This is a genomic window from Burkholderia sp. BCC0419 (genome assembly GCF_902830285.1).
GTDB lineage: Bacteria > Pseudomonadota > Gammaproteobacteria > Burkholderiales > Burkholderiaceae > Burkholderia.
Genome location: NZ_CADESR010000002.1, coordinates 667,608 through 683,981, shown reverse-complemented (window position 1 = coordinate 683,981; position 16,374 = coordinate 667,608). Strand labels below are relative to the sequence as shown.

The 16,374-nt window shown below is 64.8% G+C and carries 17 protein-coding genes and 1 pseudogene; 12 read left to right on the top strand and 6 right to left on the bottom strand.

Features of this window, described 5'->3' with window-relative positions:
- Positions 1 to 29 precede the first annotated feature (29 nt).
- From HWW87_RS16500 to HWW87_RS16480, 5 genes are all read right to left on the bottom strand, one after another.
- A complete protein-coding gene (locus HWW87_RS16500) occupies positions 30 to 914 on the bottom strand; it encodes a glycosyltransferase family 2 protein (protein ID WP_175821192.1) in 885 nt (294 codons plus the stop codon).
- 155 nt (positions 915 to 1,069) lie between these two features.
- Positions 1,070 to 1,771 carry a GntR family transcriptional regulator gene (locus HWW87_RS16495; RefSeq protein WP_174430495.1) on the bottom strand — a complete coding sequence of 234 codons (702 nt, stop codon included), beginning with the start codon at positions 1,769 to 1,771 and terminating at the stop codon, positions 1,070 to 1,072.
- A 121-nt stretch (positions 1,772 to 1,892) separates the two neighbouring features.
- A complete protein-coding gene (locus tag HWW87_RS16490; protein WP_175821191.1) occupies positions 1,893 to 2,708 on the bottom strand; it encodes an aspartate/glutamate racemase family protein in 816 nt (271 codons plus the stop codon).
- Entirely contained in the window at positions 2,705 to 3,949 is a 1,245-nt protein-coding gene (locus HWW87_RS16485; protein ID WP_175821190.1) for a D-amino acid dehydrogenase, read from the bottom strand. The genes HWW87_RS16490 and HWW87_RS16485 overlap by 4 nt, the downstream gene beginning before the upstream one ends.
- A gap of 16 nt (positions 3,950 to 3,965) precedes the next feature.
- Positions 3,966 to 4,316, bottom strand: coding sequence for a RidA family protein (locus HWW87_RS16480; protein WP_175821493.1), 351 nt, complete (start codon positions 4,314 to 4,316; stop codon positions 3,966 to 3,968).
- A 318-nt stretch (positions 4,317 to 4,634) separates the two neighbouring features.
- On the opposite strand from HWW87_RS16480, the gene HWW87_RS16475 reads away from it, so the two are divergent.
- The 10 genes from HWW87_RS16475 to rfbB all read left to right on the top strand — a co-directional run bounded on the left by HWW87_RS16475 (position 4,635) and on the right by rfbB (position 13,972).
- Entirely contained in the window at positions 4,635 to 5,735 is a 1,101-nt protein-coding gene (locus HWW87_RS16475) for an ABC transporter substrate-binding protein (protein WP_175821189.1), read from the top strand.
- Between the two features lie 36 nt (positions 5,736 to 5,771).
- The gene (locus HWW87_RS16470) at positions 5,772 to 6,665 is read left to right on the top strand and encodes a branched-chain amino acid ABC transporter permease (RefSeq protein WP_175821188.1); all 894 of its coding nucleotides are present in this window, start codon (positions 5,772 to 5,774) and stop codon (positions 6,663 to 6,665) included.
- Entirely contained in the window at positions 6,658 to 7,545 is an 888-nt protein-coding gene (locus tag HWW87_RS16465; protein WP_175821187.1) for a branched-chain amino acid ABC transporter permease, read from the top strand. Before HWW87_RS16470 ends, HWW87_RS16465 begins: the two co-directional genes overlap by 8 nt.
- Positions 7,542 to 8,327 (top strand): ABC transporter ATP-binding protein, encoded by a 786-nt coding sequence (locus tag HWW87_RS16460; protein ID WP_175821186.1) that lies wholly within the window; start codon positions 7,542 to 7,544, stop codon positions 8,325 to 8,327. The genes HWW87_RS16465 and HWW87_RS16460 overlap by 4 nt, the downstream gene beginning before the upstream one ends.
- Positions 8,324 to 9,043: an ABC transporter ATP-binding protein gene (locus HWW87_RS16455; RefSeq protein WP_175821185.1), complete on the top strand. Its 720-nt coding sequence runs from the start codon at positions 8,324 to 8,326 to the stop codon at positions 9,041 to 9,043. The genes HWW87_RS16460 and HWW87_RS16455 overlap by 4 nt, the downstream gene beginning before the upstream one ends.
- Positions 9,040 to 10,437 carry an MFS transporter gene (locus HWW87_RS16450; protein ID WP_175821184.1) on the top strand — a complete coding sequence of 466 codons (1,398 nt, stop codon included), beginning with the start codon at positions 9,040 to 9,042 and terminating at the stop codon, positions 10,435 to 10,437. The genes HWW87_RS16455 and HWW87_RS16450 overlap by 4 nt, the downstream gene beginning before the upstream one ends.
- Before the next feature lie 109 nt (positions 10,438 to 10,546).
- Positions 10,547 to 11,443: a glucose-1-phosphate thymidylyltransferase RfbA gene (gene rfbA / locus HWW87_RS16445; RefSeq protein ID WP_175821183.1), complete on the top strand. Its 897-nt coding sequence runs from the start codon at positions 10,547 to 10,549 to the stop codon at positions 11,441 to 11,443.
- Positions 11,440 to 12,021, top strand: a complete 582-nt coding sequence (gene rfbC / locus HWW87_RS16440) for a dTDP-4-dehydrorhamnose 3,5-epimerase (RefSeq protein WP_175821182.1) — start codon at positions 11,440 to 11,442, stop codon at positions 12,019 to 12,021. Before rfbA ends, rfbC begins: the two co-directional genes overlap by 4 nt.
- Positions 12,018 to 12,902, top strand: a complete 885-nt coding sequence (rfbD, locus tag HWW87_RS16435; protein ID WP_175821181.1) for a dTDP-4-dehydrorhamnose reductase — start codon at positions 12,018 to 12,020, stop codon at positions 12,900 to 12,902. Before rfbC ends, rfbD begins: the two co-directional genes overlap by 4 nt.
- Positions 12,899 to 13,972: a dTDP-glucose 4,6-dehydratase gene (gene rfbB / locus HWW87_RS16430; RefSeq protein ID WP_175821180.1), complete on the top strand. Its 1,074-nt coding sequence runs from the start codon at positions 12,899 to 12,901 to the stop codon at positions 13,970 to 13,972. Before rfbD ends, rfbB begins: the two co-directional genes overlap by 4 nt.
- A 164-nt stretch (positions 13,973 to 14,136) precedes the next feature.
- Here rfbB and HWW87_RS37165 read toward each other — a convergent pair.
- A pseudogene (locus tag HWW87_RS37165) lies at positions 14,137 to 14,544 on the bottom strand (DUF4158 domain-containing protein); the annotation flags it as partial.
- A gap of 610 nt (positions 14,545 to 15,154) precedes the next feature.
- Here HWW87_RS37165 and HWW87_RS16425 point away from each other — a divergent pair.
- Both HWW87_RS16425 and HWW87_RS16420 read left to right on the top strand, forming a co-directional pair.
- Entirely contained in the window at positions 15,155 to 15,634 is a 480-nt protein-coding gene (locus HWW87_RS16425) for a DUF2844 domain-containing protein (RefSeq protein WP_175821179.1), read from the top strand.
- A gap of 90 nt (positions 15,635 to 15,724) precedes the next feature.
- A complete protein-coding gene (locus tag HWW87_RS16420) occupies positions 15,725 to 16,366 on the top strand; it encodes a hypothetical protein (protein WP_175821178.1) in 642 nt (213 codons plus the stop codon).
- Positions 16,367 to 16,374 lie beyond the last annotated feature (8 nt).

Sequence of the window (16,374 nt, the reverse complement as noted above, 5' to 3'; positions counted from 1 at the left end):
CGTGCGCCAATACCCCGACAAAGCACGCGTCACACGCGACCGTACCGGCCTCGCAGGCCGTCCGTCACGCCGCAATAAATCGCCTTCAGCTTCAGACGCTTGTTTCTCGCATGCAGCAGCACGAACGCGACGTGCTTGAGCGTGATGAGGTTGATCAGCAGCATCGCCGGATAGCGCCGCCAGTAGTCACGCGCGACCAGGATGCAGTTGCGCGCTGCATAGTAGTGGCGCAGCGCGCTCTGATCGAATATCTCGACGCGCGGCCAGTGCTGCTGCGCGGACGGGCTGCCGAGCTCGTGGGGCAGCGACACGTCGGCGTTGACGCACACCGGCACGCCGTGCGCCTGCGCACGCATGCAGTATTCCGCGTCGACGTGGTCGATGAAGAAATCCTCGCGGAAGCGGCCAAGTGCGCGATACGCGTCGAGCGAAATCGCGGTGCCCGACGAGATGATGACCGAGCACGACAGCAGGCCCTGCGCGCCGCCGTGGATCGGCGTGATCTGCGCGGACCAGCGGCGCACGGTGAACAACGGCAGGTCGCGCTGAAAATTGCGGTTGAAGATTCGCGGGCCGACCAGGAAGCGGCTGTCGCCCACCCGCGCGCAGCCGGCCAGCATTCGATCGAAATAGTCGTCCGGAACGTGCGAATCCTGATCGAAGATGAAGAAGACGTCGCAGCCGCGGCCGATCAGGAATTCGACGCCGGCGTTGAACGCGCCGGCGATTCCGCCGCGATTGTGATTCGCGATCACGTCGACGCCGCCTTCGGCGAGCCGTGCATACAGCGCACGATCGGCGACGGGCGAATTGTCGACCGCGACGACGGCGGGGCTTTTGTCAGGCAAGGTCAGCAAATGCTCGATCTGCGCTGCGGATGGCTTGTATAGCGTGACCAACGTACCGTGTGTCATGACGGCACCTCGTGACGATCAAGTAGCGATGCGCCGCGCCGGTCGACCCGGGCGGCCCGTCCTCCTTTGCACGACTGCTTGTCTCGTCGACCGGCCGGTCCTGCCCGTTCGCGTGCTGCACGCGATCGTCACAGGCCGCTGCGGCCGGTCTTTCTCTATTTTGCGTACAGCTTGACGACGCTCGCCTGAACGACGCGCGTGATCTCCTCCATCCGCCAGCGGATATGCGTGTCGGTCAGCGTCGCGCACCGCGCCGCATCGCGTTCGGCAAGCGCGTCGAGAATCTCGAGATGCTCGGTAAACGCCTCGTTGCGCCGCTGATCGACGTCGACCCAGCGCACGTAGTGAATCCGTGCGTTGATCCCTTGCAGCACCCGGCCGATCTCGGCATTGCCCGACAACGCGGCGAGCTCCAGGTGAAACTGCTCGTCCTTGACGACCAGCTCGGCCGACGACATCCGCGCGGCATTCTTCATCACCTGCTTCCAGAAGCGACGCAGCGCCTTGATGTCGTTGTCCGACGCGCGCTCGCACGCGAGCATCACTGCGGTCGTCTCGATCGAGCGACGCACTTCGAACAGATCGAACACATCCTTCCCCTCCAGTTCCCGAATGAAGAAACCGCGATTCGGCACGAACACCAGCAGGTTTTCGGCAACGAGCCGGTTCAGTGCCTCGCGAATCGGCGTGCGACTCACGTTGAAGCGCTCCGCGAGCTCCAGCTCGTTGAACCGTTCGCCCGGTCGGATCTCGTACAGCACGGCCATCTGTTTCAACTGCTCGTAAATCTCGTTGACCGTGAGGCCCGTGCGCGTCGGCGCCGCGGTCTCCCGGCCAGCCATAACGGAAGTCGACATCTCGTCTCCTGGTTCCACCTGTTGTTACCGCGCGTCATTATCCATCGGCAATTCGCCAGCGCGCGTCATTATCCATCGGCAATTCGCCAGCGCGCGTCTTTTTACATGTGCAAGCCATGCATCACCGCATCAGCAGGCTGCCGAAGCCCGGCACGGGATCGTCGATGCCCGCGAGCCGCAGCGCGTGCCATGCGAGCGCGTGATTGCTCGACAGCACGGGCTTGCCCGCACGCGCTTCGATGTCGGCCAGCGCATCGACGATGCGAAGGCTCGTGCACGACACGAATACGGCATCGACGGCCGGATCGGCGGCGAGCGTCAGCACCGCGTGCTCGATCGACGCGCGCTCGATCCGGGCGACCTCGTTGTCGTCGCGGTGCTCGAACGATCCCACCCGCACGATATCGACGCCGCGCGCGCGCAGGTACGCGGCCATCGCGTCGTTGATCGTGCGCTCGTACGGCGTCAGCAGCGCGACCCCGCGCGCGCCGAGCGCCGACAGCGCGACGCGCGCCGCGGTAATCGGCGTAGTGCACGCGACGCCGGGCCGCGCCTCGCGGATGCGCTCGAAGACGCGCTCCTCGCCGAGCACCATCGACGCCGACGTGCAGCCGAACGCCACGACGTCGAGGCGCTCGCCCGGCCGGATCAATTCGACCGCGGCGCAGATCCCGCCGTCCATCTGCGCGAGCGTCTCGGCCGTGATCTCCGCCGAATTCGCGATCCGGCTTTCGTAGAACGCGACACCATCGATGGCGAGCAGACGCCGCCACTCGTATTCGATCGTATGATCGGTCGCCAGCACGACGAGGCCGATCGCCGCCCGCCGCGCGATGCCAGCGTCGAGCGAGAAATCGAAGCGGGCGTAGGCGTCGTGCACCGGGTCGATGCCGACGCCCGAATCGGACGCCTGCGGGGTAGAGAGAAGTTCGCTCATTGGAGGGTCATCCCGGTGATGTCGATATCGGGCCGCTTGCCGTGGATCAGATCCGCGACGATCTTCGCGGTGCCGCACGACATGGTCCAGCCCATATGGCCGTGGCCGGTGTTGAAAAACAGGTTGCGGTGCCGGGATGCGCCGATGATCGGCGTGCCCTCCGGCGTCATCGGCCGCAGTCCTGCCCAGTACGACGGCTTCGAGTAGTCGGCACCGTTCGGGAACAGTGCCTGCGCGGTCGCCAGCATGTGCGCGAAATCGCCCGGCGAATGCGTGGTGTCGTAGCCGCTGAACTCGGCGGTCGCGGTCAGCCGCAGCCGGTCGCCGAAGCGCGCCCATGCGACGAGCTGGTTCTCTTCGACGCCGCCGAGCGCGGGCGGCTCGTGCGTATCGCCGATCGGCAGCGTGACCGAGTACCCCTTGACCGGATAGATCGGCAACCGGTAGCCGAGCGCGCGTGCGACGGCCGGCGAATACGCGCCGAGCGCGAGCACGTATCGATCGCCGGTCACGCGGCCCTGCGACGTCTCGACGTAGTCGATCGCATCCGCGCTCGCGCGCACGCCGTCGATCGATGTGCCGAAGCGGAATTCGACGCCGAGCGCACGGCAGCGCTCGGCGAGCGCGCGCGTGAAGAGATGCGCGTCGCCGCTCTCGTCGCTCGGGCAATGGATCGCGCCCGCGATCCCTGCCGCCGCGTGGCGCAGCGCCGGCTCGCGCTCGACGGTGGCCCGCGCATCCAGGATGTCGAGCGGCAGACCGTTGTCGGTCAGAATCCGCATGTTCGCGACGCCGCGCTCGAACGAAGCCGGATCCCGATACAGGTACAACAGCCCGCCGCTCGTCCGGTCGTACTCGAGCCGTTCATCGTGCGTCGCCTGCTGAAGCCGCTGCTGTGCATAACGACACAGCCGCACCTTGATCGACGTGTTGCGCCGCGAGCGCTCGGCCGTGCAGTTCTGCAGGAACAGCGCGCACCATGCCCACATCCGCCAGTCGGGCGTCCATTTGAGCCGCAGCGCCTGGCCGTCGGCAAACAGCGACTTGAAGAGAATCTTCGGCGCGCGCGGCGACGCCCAGGTGTACGAATGGCCGGGGGCGATCAAGCCTGCATTCGCGAAGCTCGTTTCGAGCGCGACGCCGTCGCGACGTTCGATCACCGTCACCTCGTCGCCCGCCTTCGCGAGAAAATACGCAGTGGTCACGCCGACGATGCCGCCGCCGAGCACGATCGTCTTCATTGTCCGTTCTCCTGCGCTAGCTCGCGGCGATCGCCGCGATCTCGACCGTGTACTGCGGAAACGCGAGCTTCGATTCGACGCACGCGCGTGCCGGCGCTTCGCCCTGCGGCACCCACGCGTCCCATACGCCGTTCATCTCGGCGAAGCTGCGATAGTCGGCCAGCCAGATGCTCGCGGACACGATCCGGCGCTTGTCGAGCCCCGCGCCTTCGAGCAGCCGGTCGATCTTGTCGAGAATCTGACGGGTCTGTCCGGCAACGTCGAGCGACGTGTCGTCCGCTACCTGGCCCGCGATGAATGCCAGCCCGCCCGCGACCACCAGCTGGCTCATCCGTTCACCCACGCCGTATCGCTTGATCTCCACCATCTGATTGCCCTCCGAGGTCGTGTCGAGTTGGGCAAATTTAAGCACTGCAATTCACCTCTGTATACACTTTTTTCAGAAATATCCTGCATTGCGCCACATTGGCGCGCCCGTGCACCATGGCCATCCACGATCTTTATCGTCGTGCATAAATGCATGAAAACAGGGCGATTTTTCTATCATCAACGGGGCTTTCGTTATTCCTCACAGCGGCTCGAAAATTTATTTGCAAACGATTTTTGATCTGTGATTCTGTCGACACTTCTGTATATCAAACCACGCCGCCATCCGTGCGGTCGACCATGCGACGGGAGAACGAAGATGAAGGCAAGTCAGTGGAGTGTCGGTGTCTGGATCGCGCTCGGTGCGGTGGCGTCGGGCGCCGCGCAGGCCGACGTCAGCGTGGGTGCGGTGCTGCCGCTGACCGGCGCGAGTGCGTCCATCGGCGAAGACCAGCGCCGCGGCATCGAGCTCGCCGTCGCGCAGATCAATGCGAAAGGCGGCGTGCTGGGCCAGAAGCTCGCCGTGCGAATCGAGGATTCGGGCGGCTCGGCCAATACCGCACTCGACGCCGCGCGCAAGCTCGCGACCGTCGAGCATGTACCGGTCGTGCTCGGCGAATTCTCGTCGTCGGTGACGATTCCGGTCGGACAGTTCCTGGTGCGTCAGGGCGAGGTGCACATCAACATCGGCTCGTCGAGTCAGCAAGTGCGCAAGATCGGCGCAGGCTCGTTCAGCGTGATCGGGCTGGACGATCTGTCCGCGCGCTTCGCCGCTCAGGACGTGTACGCCCGCAAGCTGCGCCGCATCGCGCTGATCGCGCCGAACAACGGCTATGGCCAGGGTATCGCCGGCGAGTTCAAGAAGCGTTTCGAGGCGCTCGGCGGCACGGTGGTGTCGACGGTGCTCTACACGGAAGGGCAATCGACCTATCGCCGCGAACTGGAGCAGGCGTCGCGCGCGCAGCCCGACGCGTATGTCTACAGCGCCTATGGCCAGGAAGCCGCGACGCTGAACCGGCAGGCATTCGAGATGCGGCTCAACCAGCATCCGTGGTACGGCATCTATCTGACGATGTGCACGAGCGACACGCCTGCGCAGATCGCGCAAGGCCAGATCGGCCTCGAGGTCGCCGCGCTCGGCGCAGGCGCGAAAGCGTATGCGAGCGCCTATCAAGCCGCGTATAACGAGGCCCCGCGATCGGCGTTCGGCAGCTATGCGTACGACGCGACGCTGTTGTCCGCCGCGGCGATCGGCCGCGCGCAATCCGTCGACCCGGCGAAGATTCGCACGGCGCTCGCGGTATTGGGCAAGTCGTATACCGGCGTGACCGGCGCGATCGCGTTCGATACCGACGGCCAGCGGGAAGTCCAGCCCTACGAGAAGGTGGTCTACCGCCAGTCGGTCGTCGCGCAGCAGTGAGCGACCTCCCGCCTGGATGAACGAGAGGACATCGCCATGCTGTCATTCATTGTCGACGTATTGATCCGCACCGCCGATCTGCTGCTCGTGTCGGTCGGTCTGTCGACGCTCTATTCGCTGATCCGCTTTCCCAACATCGCGCATGTCCAGTACGCGATGCTCGGCGCATTCGCGACGCTCTGGCTGGAACGCGCGGGACTGCCGTTCGCGCTCGCGACGGCCGTGTCCTGCGCGCTGGTCGGCGCCGCCGCGACGCTGCTGAACCTGTTCGTTTTCGCGAGATTGCTGCGCTCCGGCAGCGCGGTGGCGATGATCGGCTCGCTCGCGATCTCGATGCTCGCGGTCGCGCTGGTGCTCGGCGTCGCCGGCTCGCGCCCGCAGCAGTATGCGCAGGACGTGCATCCGCCGATGGTGATCGCCGGCGTCGCGCTGTCCGTGCCGCAACTGAGTTCGATCGCATGCGGCGCCGGCGCGCTCGCGATATTCGCGGCGCTGCTGTACCGCACCGGGCTCGGGCGGGCAATGCGTGCGCTCGCCTCGAATCGCGCGCTGGCGCTCGCGACCGGCATCGACGCGACGCGCGTGACCAACGTGATCACGTTCGCGAGCGGCGTGCTGGCGGCGCTCGGCGGCACGATGCTCGGCGCCACCGAGAGCGTGCACGTCAATCTCGGCTATGGACTGCTGATTCCGGTGTTTTCCGCGGCGATCCTGGGGGGTCTCGGCAATCCGCTCGGCGCCGCGGCCGGCGCGCTGTTGATCGCCGTGGCCGAAACCGTCGCGTTGAACGTCGATTTCGGCGGGCTCGTCGATCGGCCGATGCAATTCTTTCCGGTCGAGTACGTCGGCGCGGTGTCGTTCGCGATCCTGCTCGTCGCACTGATCTTCCGGCCCTATGGCATCTTCGATCGGGAGGTACGGCGTGTCTAGCTTCGTCATCCATCTGCTGACCGTCGGCTGCCTGTACGCGACGATGGCGCTCGGGCTGAACCTGCAGGCCGGCTATGCGGGCCTCGTCAATTTCGGCTTCATTGCGTTCGGCGGGCTCGGCGCGTACGCGGCCGGCATCGCGTCGCAGCTCGGCTGGCCGTTGCCTTCGGCGCTGGCGCTCGCGCTGGCCGCCGCGGGTGCACTGGCGATCGTCGTCGCGCGGCTCGGGCGGCAACTCTCCGCCGACTACTGGGGGATCGCGACGCTCGCGATCGCCGAGATCCTGCGCACGATCGCGCTCAACGAAAGCTGGCTCACCGGCGGCGCGCAAGGCATCGGCGGCATTGCGCCGCTGTTCCCCGGGCTGCGGGCGCCGTGGGCCGATCTCGCCTTTCTCGCGGTCACGGCCGGCTGCCTCACGCTCACCTATGCGACGTACCGGCGCCTGACCGCAAGCCGCTTCGGCCGGGCGCTGAAGGTGATGCGCGAAGAACCCGCGCTCGCGGTCTGCTTCGGCTACGATCCGCTCGCGCTGAAGACGCGTGCGTGCATCGCGGGGGCACTGCCCGCCGCGCTCGCCGGGGCGCTCGCCGCGTGGTACATCGGCTATGTCGGGCCGGACGCGATGATCGCGTCCGAAACCTTCGCGCTCTGGACCGTCGTGATGGTCGGCGGCCTCGGCAGCCACATGGGCGTGCTGGTCGGCACGCTGATCGTGCAGGCCGTCTACGCATTGGCGCCGTTTCTCAAGGACTGGCTCGATGTCGGCAGCGACCTGACCGGCGCGGTGCGGCTGGGCCTGGTCGGCCTGATGCTGCTCGCGTGCGTGATCTGGCGCCCGCACGGGCTCGTGCCGGAACGCCTGGAGGTGCGGCCATGAGCGCGCTGCTCGATCTCGACGGCGTGACGATCCGCTACGGCGAGAACGTCGTCTTGTCCGGCGTGACGCTATCGGTCGACGGCGGCGAGATCGTCGGACTGCTCGGCCCGAACGGCTCCGGCAAGAGCACCGCGCTCAACGCGATCACCGGCTTCGCGCCGCTCGCGGCGGGCGCCATCCGCTTCGATGGTCAGCGGATCGACGCGCTGTCGCCGCACCGGATCGCCCGGCTGGGGGTGCGCCGCACGTTCCAGTTGCCGTCGATGCCCGCGCGCATGTCCGTGCTCGAACTCGCGATGGCGGCCTCGTCCGCCCGCCACGGGATCGCCGCCGCCCTCTGGCGCGGCCGCGCGACGCGCTCGCTCGATGCCGATACCCGTGCGCGCGCCGCCACGCTGCTGGACGAGCTGAAGCTGTCCGGCGTCGCGCACCTTTCCGCCGCGTCGATTTCCGGCGGCCAGAAGAAGCTGCTGGGCATCGCCTGCGCGATGATGACCGAGCCCAAACTGCTGCTGCTCGACGAGCCGACGGCCGGCGTGCACCCGAACCTGCGCGGCGAACTGATCGACGAGCTGCAACGGATTCGCAAGCAAGGCGTCACGCTGGTCGTCATCGAGCACGACATGCATTTCATCCGCGAGCTCTGCGACCGCTGCGTCGTACTGGACCGCGGCGTGACGATCGCGAACTGCCGTCCGGCCGAACTGGAACGCAACCGTCGCGTACTCGACGCGTATCTCGGGCGCGCCCATGCCGCCCCCCGTCCGCTGGAGGCGTCATGATCGACGTGCGCGAACTCGTCGCCGGCTATACGCCCGAAGTCGACATCCTGCATGGCGTGTCGCTCACGGTCGGCGCCATCGACATCGTGACGATCCTCGGCCCGAACGGTTGCGGAAAATCGACGCTGCTGAAGGCGATCGCGGGCTTCGTGCTGCCTCGTGCGGGCAGCGTGACGATCCAGGGCGCCGACGTGGCGCGCGTGCCGGTCCATCGAAAGATCCGCGAATACGGCATCGGCTTCGTGCCGCAGACCGACAACGTGTTCGCGTCGCTGACCGTGCGCGACAACCTGATGCTCGGCGGCCAGTCGATGTCGGCGTTTCCGCGCGAGGCGCGGATCGACGAGCTGTGCGAGCAGTACCCGGTCCTGCGGCGGCGCTACCGGTCGCTTGCCGGCGCATTGTCGGGCGGCGAACGGCAAATCGTGTCGCTCGCGCGCGCGCTGATGCCGCGCCCGGTGCTGCTGCTGCTCGACGAGCCGTCGGCGGGCCTGTCGCCGAAGATGGTCGACGAGGTGTTCGACGCGATCGTCCGGATGCGCGACACCGAGCATATCGGTGTGTTGATGGTCGAGCAGAATGCGATCGAGGCGCTGCGCATCGCGGATCGCGGCATCGTGCTGACGATGGGGCGCGTCGCGCTCGAGGGTCCCGCGGCCGAGTTGCTCGACAGCGACGAGATGCGGCGCCTGTACCTAGGCGGGAGGGCCGCATGAGCGGCGGCGGCGCCGCGCCGGCCGCCGGCGCGTACGCATCCGCGACGGCGCGCCCCGTGCTCGTGATGGTCGCGCTCGCGTGCGGCTTCGTGATGGCCATGCTCGACGTGACGATCGTCAACGTTGCGCTGAAGGCCATGGCAACCAGTCTGTCGATGTCGCTGACCGCGCTGGTGTGGGTCGTCGATGCGTACACGCTCAGCTTCGCCGCGCTGCTGCTGCTCGGCGGCGCGCTCGCGAACCGCTATGGGTCGAAGGCCGTCTACGTCGCCGGGCTCGCGCTGTTCGTCGGCGCGTCGGTGCTGTGCGCGGCCGCGCAGTCCAGCGGCGCACTGGTCGCGGCGCGCCTCGCACAGGGCGTCGGCGCGGCGCTCTTCATGCCGAGTTCGCTGAGCCTGCTCACGCTCGCGTTCCCGCCGGGACCGCTGCGCACGCGGATGATCGGCATCTGGGGCGCGCTGGTGTCGGCCGCGATGGCGCTCGGCCCCTGCGTCGGCGGCGTGCTGGTCGACGCGATCGGCTGGCGCGGCATCTTCTGGGTGAACCTGCCGGTCGGTATCGCCGGCCTGTGGCTCACGTACCGGCATATCGCGCGGGCGCCGCGTCATCCCGGCCCGTTGAATGCGCTCGGCCATCTGTTCGGCGCGCTCGCGCTCGCCGCGCTGAGCTTCACGCTGATCGAAGGGCCCAGCGCCGGCTGGAGTTCGCCGTCGATCATCGCCGGCGTGGCCGCGACGTTGGCCGCCACCGCCGCATTCGCATTACGCGAGCGCTACGCGGGCTCGCGCATCCTGTCGCCGGCGCTGCTCGCGAACCGGCGTTTCGTCGCGGGCAGCACGCTGGGCCTCGCGATCAACTTCGGTATTCTCGCCGAGATCTTTTTATTGAGCCTCTATTTGCAGAACGTCCGCGGCGCGAGCGCACTCGTCGCCGGGTTCGAGCTGTTTCCGTTGATGGCGATGTTCGGCATCGGCAACCTCGCGTCCGCGAAGGTCAGCGCCCGGCTCGGCGCGCGCCGCACGCTGCTCACCGGGCTCGCGCTCGCCGCGCTCGGCAGCGTGGCGCTCGTCGGCGTCGCGGCGATGCCGTATCCGGTGCTGGCCATCGCGGTCGGCCTCGCGAACTTCGGCGCCGGCCAGGCCATTCCGGCGATGAATCTCGTCGTGATGCAGTCGGCCGATGCGGCGGACGCGAACCTCGCCGCCGCGTCGCTGAACGCGAGCCGGCAGATCGGCTCGCTCGTCGGCATCGCGATCGCATCGGTGATCCTGCACGTGGTCGACGATCCGGACCGCGCGACGGCCGCCGGCTTCGCGGTGATCGCCGCGCTGTACGCGCTCGGCTTCGCGATCGTATTTCGTGCGATTCACGCTGGCGGCGCCGAGCAGCCGTAGCCGGGCGCGCACGGGTATCGACGGTAATCAGTGCAATCAGTGCAAGCGACGCATTCGGTGCATTCCACGTATCACGCACGCATTTTTTCCTCTTGCAGCGAGGGACCTCATGCAAACAGCGATTGGCCGTAAAGGACTGATTCTGGCGGGCGGCTCGGGCACCCGGCTCCATCCGCTCACGCATTCGGTATCGAAGCAATTGATGCCGGTGTACGACAAACCGATGATCTATTACCCGCTCAGCACGATCATGCTGTCCGGCATCCGCGACGTGCTGATCATCTCGACGCCGCGCGATCTCGACGCGTTCCAGCAATTGCTCGGCGACGGCAGCCAGTGGGGCATGAACTTTTCGTATGCGGCGCAGCCGAGCCCCGACGGTCTTGCCCAGGCGTTCGTGATCGGTGCGCCGTTCATCGGCCGCGACGCGGCGACGCTCGTGCTCGGCGACAACATCTATCACGGGCCCGCGCTGTCGTCGCTGCTTCAACAAGCCGCCGCACGGACGACCGGCGCGACCGTGTTCGGCTACTACGTGCGCGATCCGGAGCGCTACGGCGTCGTGTCGTTCGACGAGCACGGCCGCGCGATCGACCTCGAGGAGAAACCGCGCGAGCCGAAGTCGCACTATGCGGTCACCGGCCTCTATTTCTACGACAACGACGTCGTCGAACTGGCCAAGGCCGTGCGGCCGTCCGCGCGCGGCGAACTGGAAATTACCGACCTGAACCTCGCGTATCTCGCGCGCGGCGCGCTGAACGTCGAGATACTCGGGCGCGGCTACGCATGGCTCGACACCGGCACGCACGAATCGCTGCTCGACGCGGCCAATTTCATCCAGGTGATGCAGGCGCGGCAGGGCCTGCAAATCGCGTGTCCCGAGGAAATCGCGTACCGGCTCGGCTGGATCGATGCGGAACAACTCGAAACGCTCGCGCACAAGCTCGCGAAAAGCGGTTACGGCCGCTATCTGCTCGATCTGCTGAGCAAGGAGGTCGCGGCATGACACGGGTGATCGAAACGCCGCTGCCCGGCGTGCTGCTGATCGAGCCCGGCGTGTTCGGCGACGCACGCGGCTTTTTCGTCGAAAGCTTCCGGGCAAGCTGGCTGCGCGACGCGGGCGTCGACGCGACCTTCGTTCAGGACAACCAGTCGCGCTCGCGGCGCGGCGTGCTGCGCGGGCTGCACTACCAGCGGGTGAATCCGCAAGGCAAGCTGGTCCACGCGGCGCGCGGCGCGGTCTACGACGTCGCCGTCGACATCCGGCGCGGCTCGCCGTCCTTCGGCTGCTGGTTCGGGGCGCAGCTCGACGACGTGTCCCATCGCATGCTATGGATTCCGCCCGGTTTCGCGCACGGCTTTTGCGTGTTGTCCGACGAGGCCGACTTCGCGTACAAGTGCACGCAGTACTACGATCCCGAGTCGGACGCGGGCGTGCGCTGGGACGATCCGGAGATCGGCATCGACTGGCCGGCATCCGGCGCGCCGTATCAGTTGTCGGACAAGGATCGGCGGCAGCCTCCGCTCGCCGAACTGGCCGCCGGCGCGCCGGCGCTGCTGCCGGCATACGGGAGCGCGCGATGACGATCGTCGTGACCGGCGCACTCGGCCAGGTGGGCCGCGAACTGGTGCTGCGCGCGGGCGAGCAGCCGCTCGTCGGGCTGTCGCGCGCCGCGCTCGACATCGCAGACGCAGACGCGGTGCGCCGCGCGCTTGACGAACACCGGGCCGCGCTCGTGATCAATGCCGCCGGATGGACTGCCGTCGACCGGGCGGAGACCGAGCCCGATGCCGCATGGCAGGCGAACCGCGACGGCCCCGCCGTGCTGGCCGACGCGTGCGCCGCGCGCGGCATTCCGTTGATCCATCTGTCGACCGACTATGTGTTCGACGGCCGCATGCCCGGCCCGTATGCGGAAACTGCCGCCGTCGCGCCGCTCGGCGTGTACGGCCGGAGCAAGCTCGCGGGCGAGGAAGCGGTGCGCGAGCGGCTGCCCGACCGTCATCTGATTCTGCGCGTCGCCTGGGTATTCGGCGCGCACGGCGGCAATTTCGTCCGAACCATGCTGCGCGTCGGGCGCGAACGCGAGGTCGTCGGCGTCGTCGCCGATCAGTACGGCGGCCCGACCCATGCCGGGGCGATCGCCGACGCGCTGCTGACGATCGCGGCGCGATACCGGGCCGGTGAAGCGCTGCGCTGGGGCACCTATCACCTGTGCGGCATGCCCGTGACGACGTGGCACGGCTTCGCCGAAGCGATCTTCACCGAGGCGCGGCGCGCCGGCCTCATCGACCGCGTGCCGCTCGTCCGGCCGATCCGGACCGACGCCTATCCGTTGCCTGCGCCGAGACCGGCAAATTCCGCGCTCGACTGCAGCCTCCTGCGAGAACACTTCGGGGTCGAATCGCCTTCGTGGATCGCGGGTCTCACCGAAGTGTTGGCCACCTGGAAGAGAACATCATGAGCTATCGACCCAAACATGTTCTGGTGACCGGCGGCGCCGGCTTCATCGGCGCCAATTTTGTTCGTCATCTGCTCGAAAGCGATCCGCAGGTCAGCGTCGTCACGCTGGATCTGCTGACCTATGCCGGCAGCCTCGACAATCTCGGCGACGACCTGCCGGGCGCCGATCGTCATCGCTTCGTCCTCGGCGACATCTGCGACCGACCGCTCGTCGAGTCGCTGCTGCGCGACCATGCGATCGACACCGTCGTCCACTTCGCGGCCGAAAGCCACGTCGACCGCTCGATCGACGGCCCCGGCGAATTCGTCCGCACCAACGTGCTCGGCACCTGGACGCTGCTCGATGCGTGCCGCCAGATTTGGTTGAACGATCAAAAACTCGGCCGGGCCGACGCCCACGCGCGCCGCCGCTTTCACCATATCGGCACCGACGAGGTGTACGGCTCGCTGGGCCCCGACGACCCGCCGTTTTCCGAAACGACGCCTTATGCGCCGAACTCTCCGTACTCGGCCACCAAGGCAAGCTCGGACCATCTGGTACGCGCCTATTTCCATACGTATGGATTGCCCGTCACCACGACGAACTGCTCGAACAATTACGGGCCGCGCCAGCACGCCGAGAAGTTCATTCCGACCGTGATCCGTCATTGCATCGAAGGCACCGACATCCCCGTGTACGGCGACGGCGCGAACGTGCGCGACTGGCTGTACGTCGACGACCATTGCCGCGCGATCGACGCGGTGATCCGGCGCGGGACGGTCGGCGAGACCTACACCGTCGGCGGCTGCAACGAATGGCGCAATGTCGACATCGTCGCGCTGATCTGTACGCTGCTCGACGCGCGACGGCCCGAGCGCGCCCCGCATGCGCGCCTCGTCCGGTTCGTCACCGATCGCCCCGGTCACGACCGGCGGTATGCGATCGATGCGGGGAAGCTCGACCGCGAACTGCAATGGCGGCCGGCGGAGAGCTTCGAAACGGGGATCGTGAAGACGCTGGATTGGTATGTACAGGAGGCCGCCGCGCTCGGTGCGTCGACGTCGAGCCGTGCTTCTGAACAAGGCCGATAGGCAAGCCGTGGTTGCTTTCGATTTGAAAGCTTTGTGTGCGTCCCGCGATCCGATGACTCGGCGCCGCTCGTTCGACCGCTGAATGCGATCGACGCGGAGGTCGTTCGGGCTCGCCTGGCCGATGTCGCGATTCCCGACCTGCCACCCGACATTGCCGCCGTGCTGCGATCCTGCCGGCCCGACAGCCGTTCCTTACGCCAGCGCACGACGTAGCGCCGCTGCTGCTCGGCCATGGGCTTGAATCCGAGCGCGTCGTAGGCAAGGCGCTGATGATCGGCAAGCGTGTCGGTGCGGTCATCGTACAGTGCGCGCAATGTCCCCAGATCCGGCGGGTCGATGCCGAGCTGCTCGCCGAGATGCTGCCGCAAAAGCTTTACCCGTTTGTAAGCATCGAGCGTGCGGCCCGGTCATTCGCACGAAGCCGAGGTGGAGGGCGACCGCCAGGCGGAGCGGCGACCGTCGATGAGGGCGCACTCGCGGGCGGAGAATGAGAAGAAAGTGTCGAGTTCGAACTCGGTCAGTTCATGCGAGAAATGCCGCATCCCGAGATACGCCAGTCGCCAGTAGTCTATCGCCCGCACTCCCGCGAGAAAAACGGACTGTGCAGCGTGGCGGGAAACGACGCGTCGAGCAATCGTTATCGATTCACGTAGGACAGGCTCACGATTTCCCTGTTCGACGGGAGCCGCGAAAATCAAACAACGGAAATTAACTGTAACGACTCCAAGAATTTGCAGCGCGCAGTTGACTCAATTATCTCAATATTTGGCCCTGTTAAATATGACAGCACAACCCGGTAAGTTTTACGCTGCTCTAGGCTTAAGGCATAATGTCAGAGTGAAATCATGTCCGAAATGCTCGAATGCCATTCGCTCCTCGGGTCAGGAATGATGTGACGCTTATCTATTTTCAATACTCCGGAAGCATTCCCCATTCTCATCAACAAGAGTCCCCTCGGTGACGCAGGTTTCAGAGTCGCTGAAACTGTTTTCCACCATAAGCAACAATGGCAGCTCTTTGATGTTGTAAAGTTCATCACTAGATCACTCCTTGAATGTGTGCAGCTGCCTTTAATAGTGAGGTTTGCCTGAAATTGGCATTGAATACTGCCTTATCAACACAAGACCAATGTCCGATCGGAGGCGGTTTATTTTCGAGAAACTTACCATTGGAAATCAAAGCATGAAAAAGGCAATCTCTATCCTGACAGGACTCGTTGCCCTCCCCGCATTTTTGCTCGCGCTGTCGAGTCTGGTGTATGCGGAACTCGGAGCGGCTCCCCGAATTCCGGCATCAGGAGAAATGTATTCAACAACAAATAATACTAGTTATTCGGTTCGCCAGACAAATTTGCTTGGTGGGACGATCTTGCGCGAATATATTGATCAGTACAACACCGTGTTTGCGGTCGCTTGGGAAGGGCCGAATGTTCCGGACTTATCTTCATTGTTTGGAATATATTTTAACGAATACCAAAAAGCACTTCAGGACTATCAGACGACGTGTGAACAATCCAACTATCGGACATGCCCGCGCGGCGTGGTTAACCTTCAATTGAGTGATTTTATGAGTCACCAGGGCGGGCACATGCTGTCGTTCTACGGGCAAGCATGGTTACCGGATTACCTTCCAACAGGGGTGCAGCCAAGCGCGATCTGGTGAGCAAGTATCGGGACTTTCTGTAAGAGGCGAGCAGGCTTGTTTTCGACCACGTTTTAACCTGACTTCGATTCGAAGAGAAGGGAGATGCTAATGAAGGTGAAGAAAGGGAGACGGAGCGGCCTCTTGCAAAAAATATTGGTATTTTTTTGTTTTTGCCTGTCAATCTCTTGCTCTAACGCAGAGGTTGTATTTGGGGGCGGCGATGTTGCACCTCCGACGATGGCTGACGAAATTATGAAAAATATTCGCGCCATTGTTGATCATGATGATCTTGGGGACGTCAACTTTTATTCAGAGAAATTAGGCATCACTATGAAAGGCAATGGAATCGGTGAGATTCGAATTCCCGATGCTCCTTGCGGATTGTCATCGGATAAAAACTACAGAATTGGAGTTGGTCAATATCTTCATTTCTCAAAAATCCCTTGGTATTTCGTCGAGTACGATGGGGTGCAGCCTCATTGCGACAGACCGTATCGAAAGGAGTTTAAGAAGAACGGAGAGGTCGAGATTTTCTTTCATGTGCAATTGAACCAAGAAAAAATTTGCATCTCCGAGGGGGATGTAAAAAGGTTTTTCAGAGATGGAGGTTACTCTCTTGACAGAGGTGTTTTTGAGATGCGCTATACACCACCCAATGATGATGGAATAAATTTGGAAATGGCTTCAACATCGCAAAAACCGCAGTGTCTAATTTACGTTGGGTTTCATCAAGTCAAACATGTAAAATAGGGGAATTT

Coding starts and splice junctions, on each gene's coding strand:
- rfbB (WP_175821180.1), top strand. CDS start 12,899: ATGAGCTATCGACCCAAACATGTTCTGGTGACCGGCGGCGCCGGCTTC.
- HWW87_RS16490 (WP_175821191.1), bottom strand. CDS start 2,708: ATGAGCGAACTTCTCTCTACCCCGCAGGCGTCCGATTCGGGCGTCGGC.
- HWW87_RS16500 (WP_175821192.1), bottom strand. CDS start 914: ATGACACACGGTACGTTGGTCACGCTATACAAGCCATCCGCAGCGCAG.
- HWW87_RS16475 (WP_175821189.1), top strand. CDS start 4,635: ATGAAGGCAAGTCAGTGGAGTGTCGGTGTCTGGATCGCGCTCGGTGCG.
- HWW87_RS16480 (WP_175821493.1), bottom strand. CDS start 4,316: ATGGTGGAGATCAAGCGATACGGCGTGGGTGAACGGATGAGCCAGCTG.
- rfbC (WP_175821182.1), top strand. CDS start 11,440: ATGACACGGGTGATCGAAACGCCGCTGCCCGGCGTGCTGCTGATCGAG.
- HWW87_RS16470 (WP_175821188.1), top strand. CDS start 5,772: ATGCTGTCATTCATTGTCGACGTATTGATCCGCACCGCCGATCTGCTG.
- HWW87_RS16495 (WP_174430495.1), bottom strand. CDS start 1,771: ATGTCGACTTCCGTTATGGCTGGCCGGGAGACCGCGGCGCCGACGCGC.
- rfbA (WP_175821183.1), top strand. CDS start 10,547: ATGCAAACAGCGATTGGCCGTAAAGGACTGATTCTGGCGGGCGGCTCG.
- rfbD (WP_175821181.1), top strand. CDS start 12,018: ATGACGATCGTCGTGACCGGCGCACTCGGCCAGGTGGGCCGCGAACTG.
- HWW87_RS16485 (WP_175821190.1), bottom strand. CDS start 3,949: ATGAAGACGATCGTGCTCGGCGGCGGCATCGTCGGCGTGACCACTGCG.
- HWW87_RS16425 (WP_175821179.1), top strand. CDS start 15,155: ATGAAAAAGGCAATCTCTATCCTGACAGGACTCGTTGCCCTCCCCGCA.
- HWW87_RS16420 (WP_175821178.1), top strand. CDS start 15,725: ATGAAGGTGAAGAAAGGGAGACGGAGCGGCCTCTTGCAAAAAATATTG.
- HWW87_RS16455 (WP_175821185.1), top strand. CDS start 8,324: ATGATCGACGTGCGCGAACTCGTCGCCGGCTATACGCCCGAAGTCGAC.
- HWW87_RS16460 (WP_175821186.1), top strand. CDS start 7,542: ATGAGCGCGCTGCTCGATCTCGACGGCGTGACGATCCGCTACGGCGAG.
- HWW87_RS16450 (WP_175821184.1), top strand. CDS start 9,040: ATGAGCGGCGGCGGCGCCGCGCCGGCCGCCGGCGCGTACGCATCCGCG.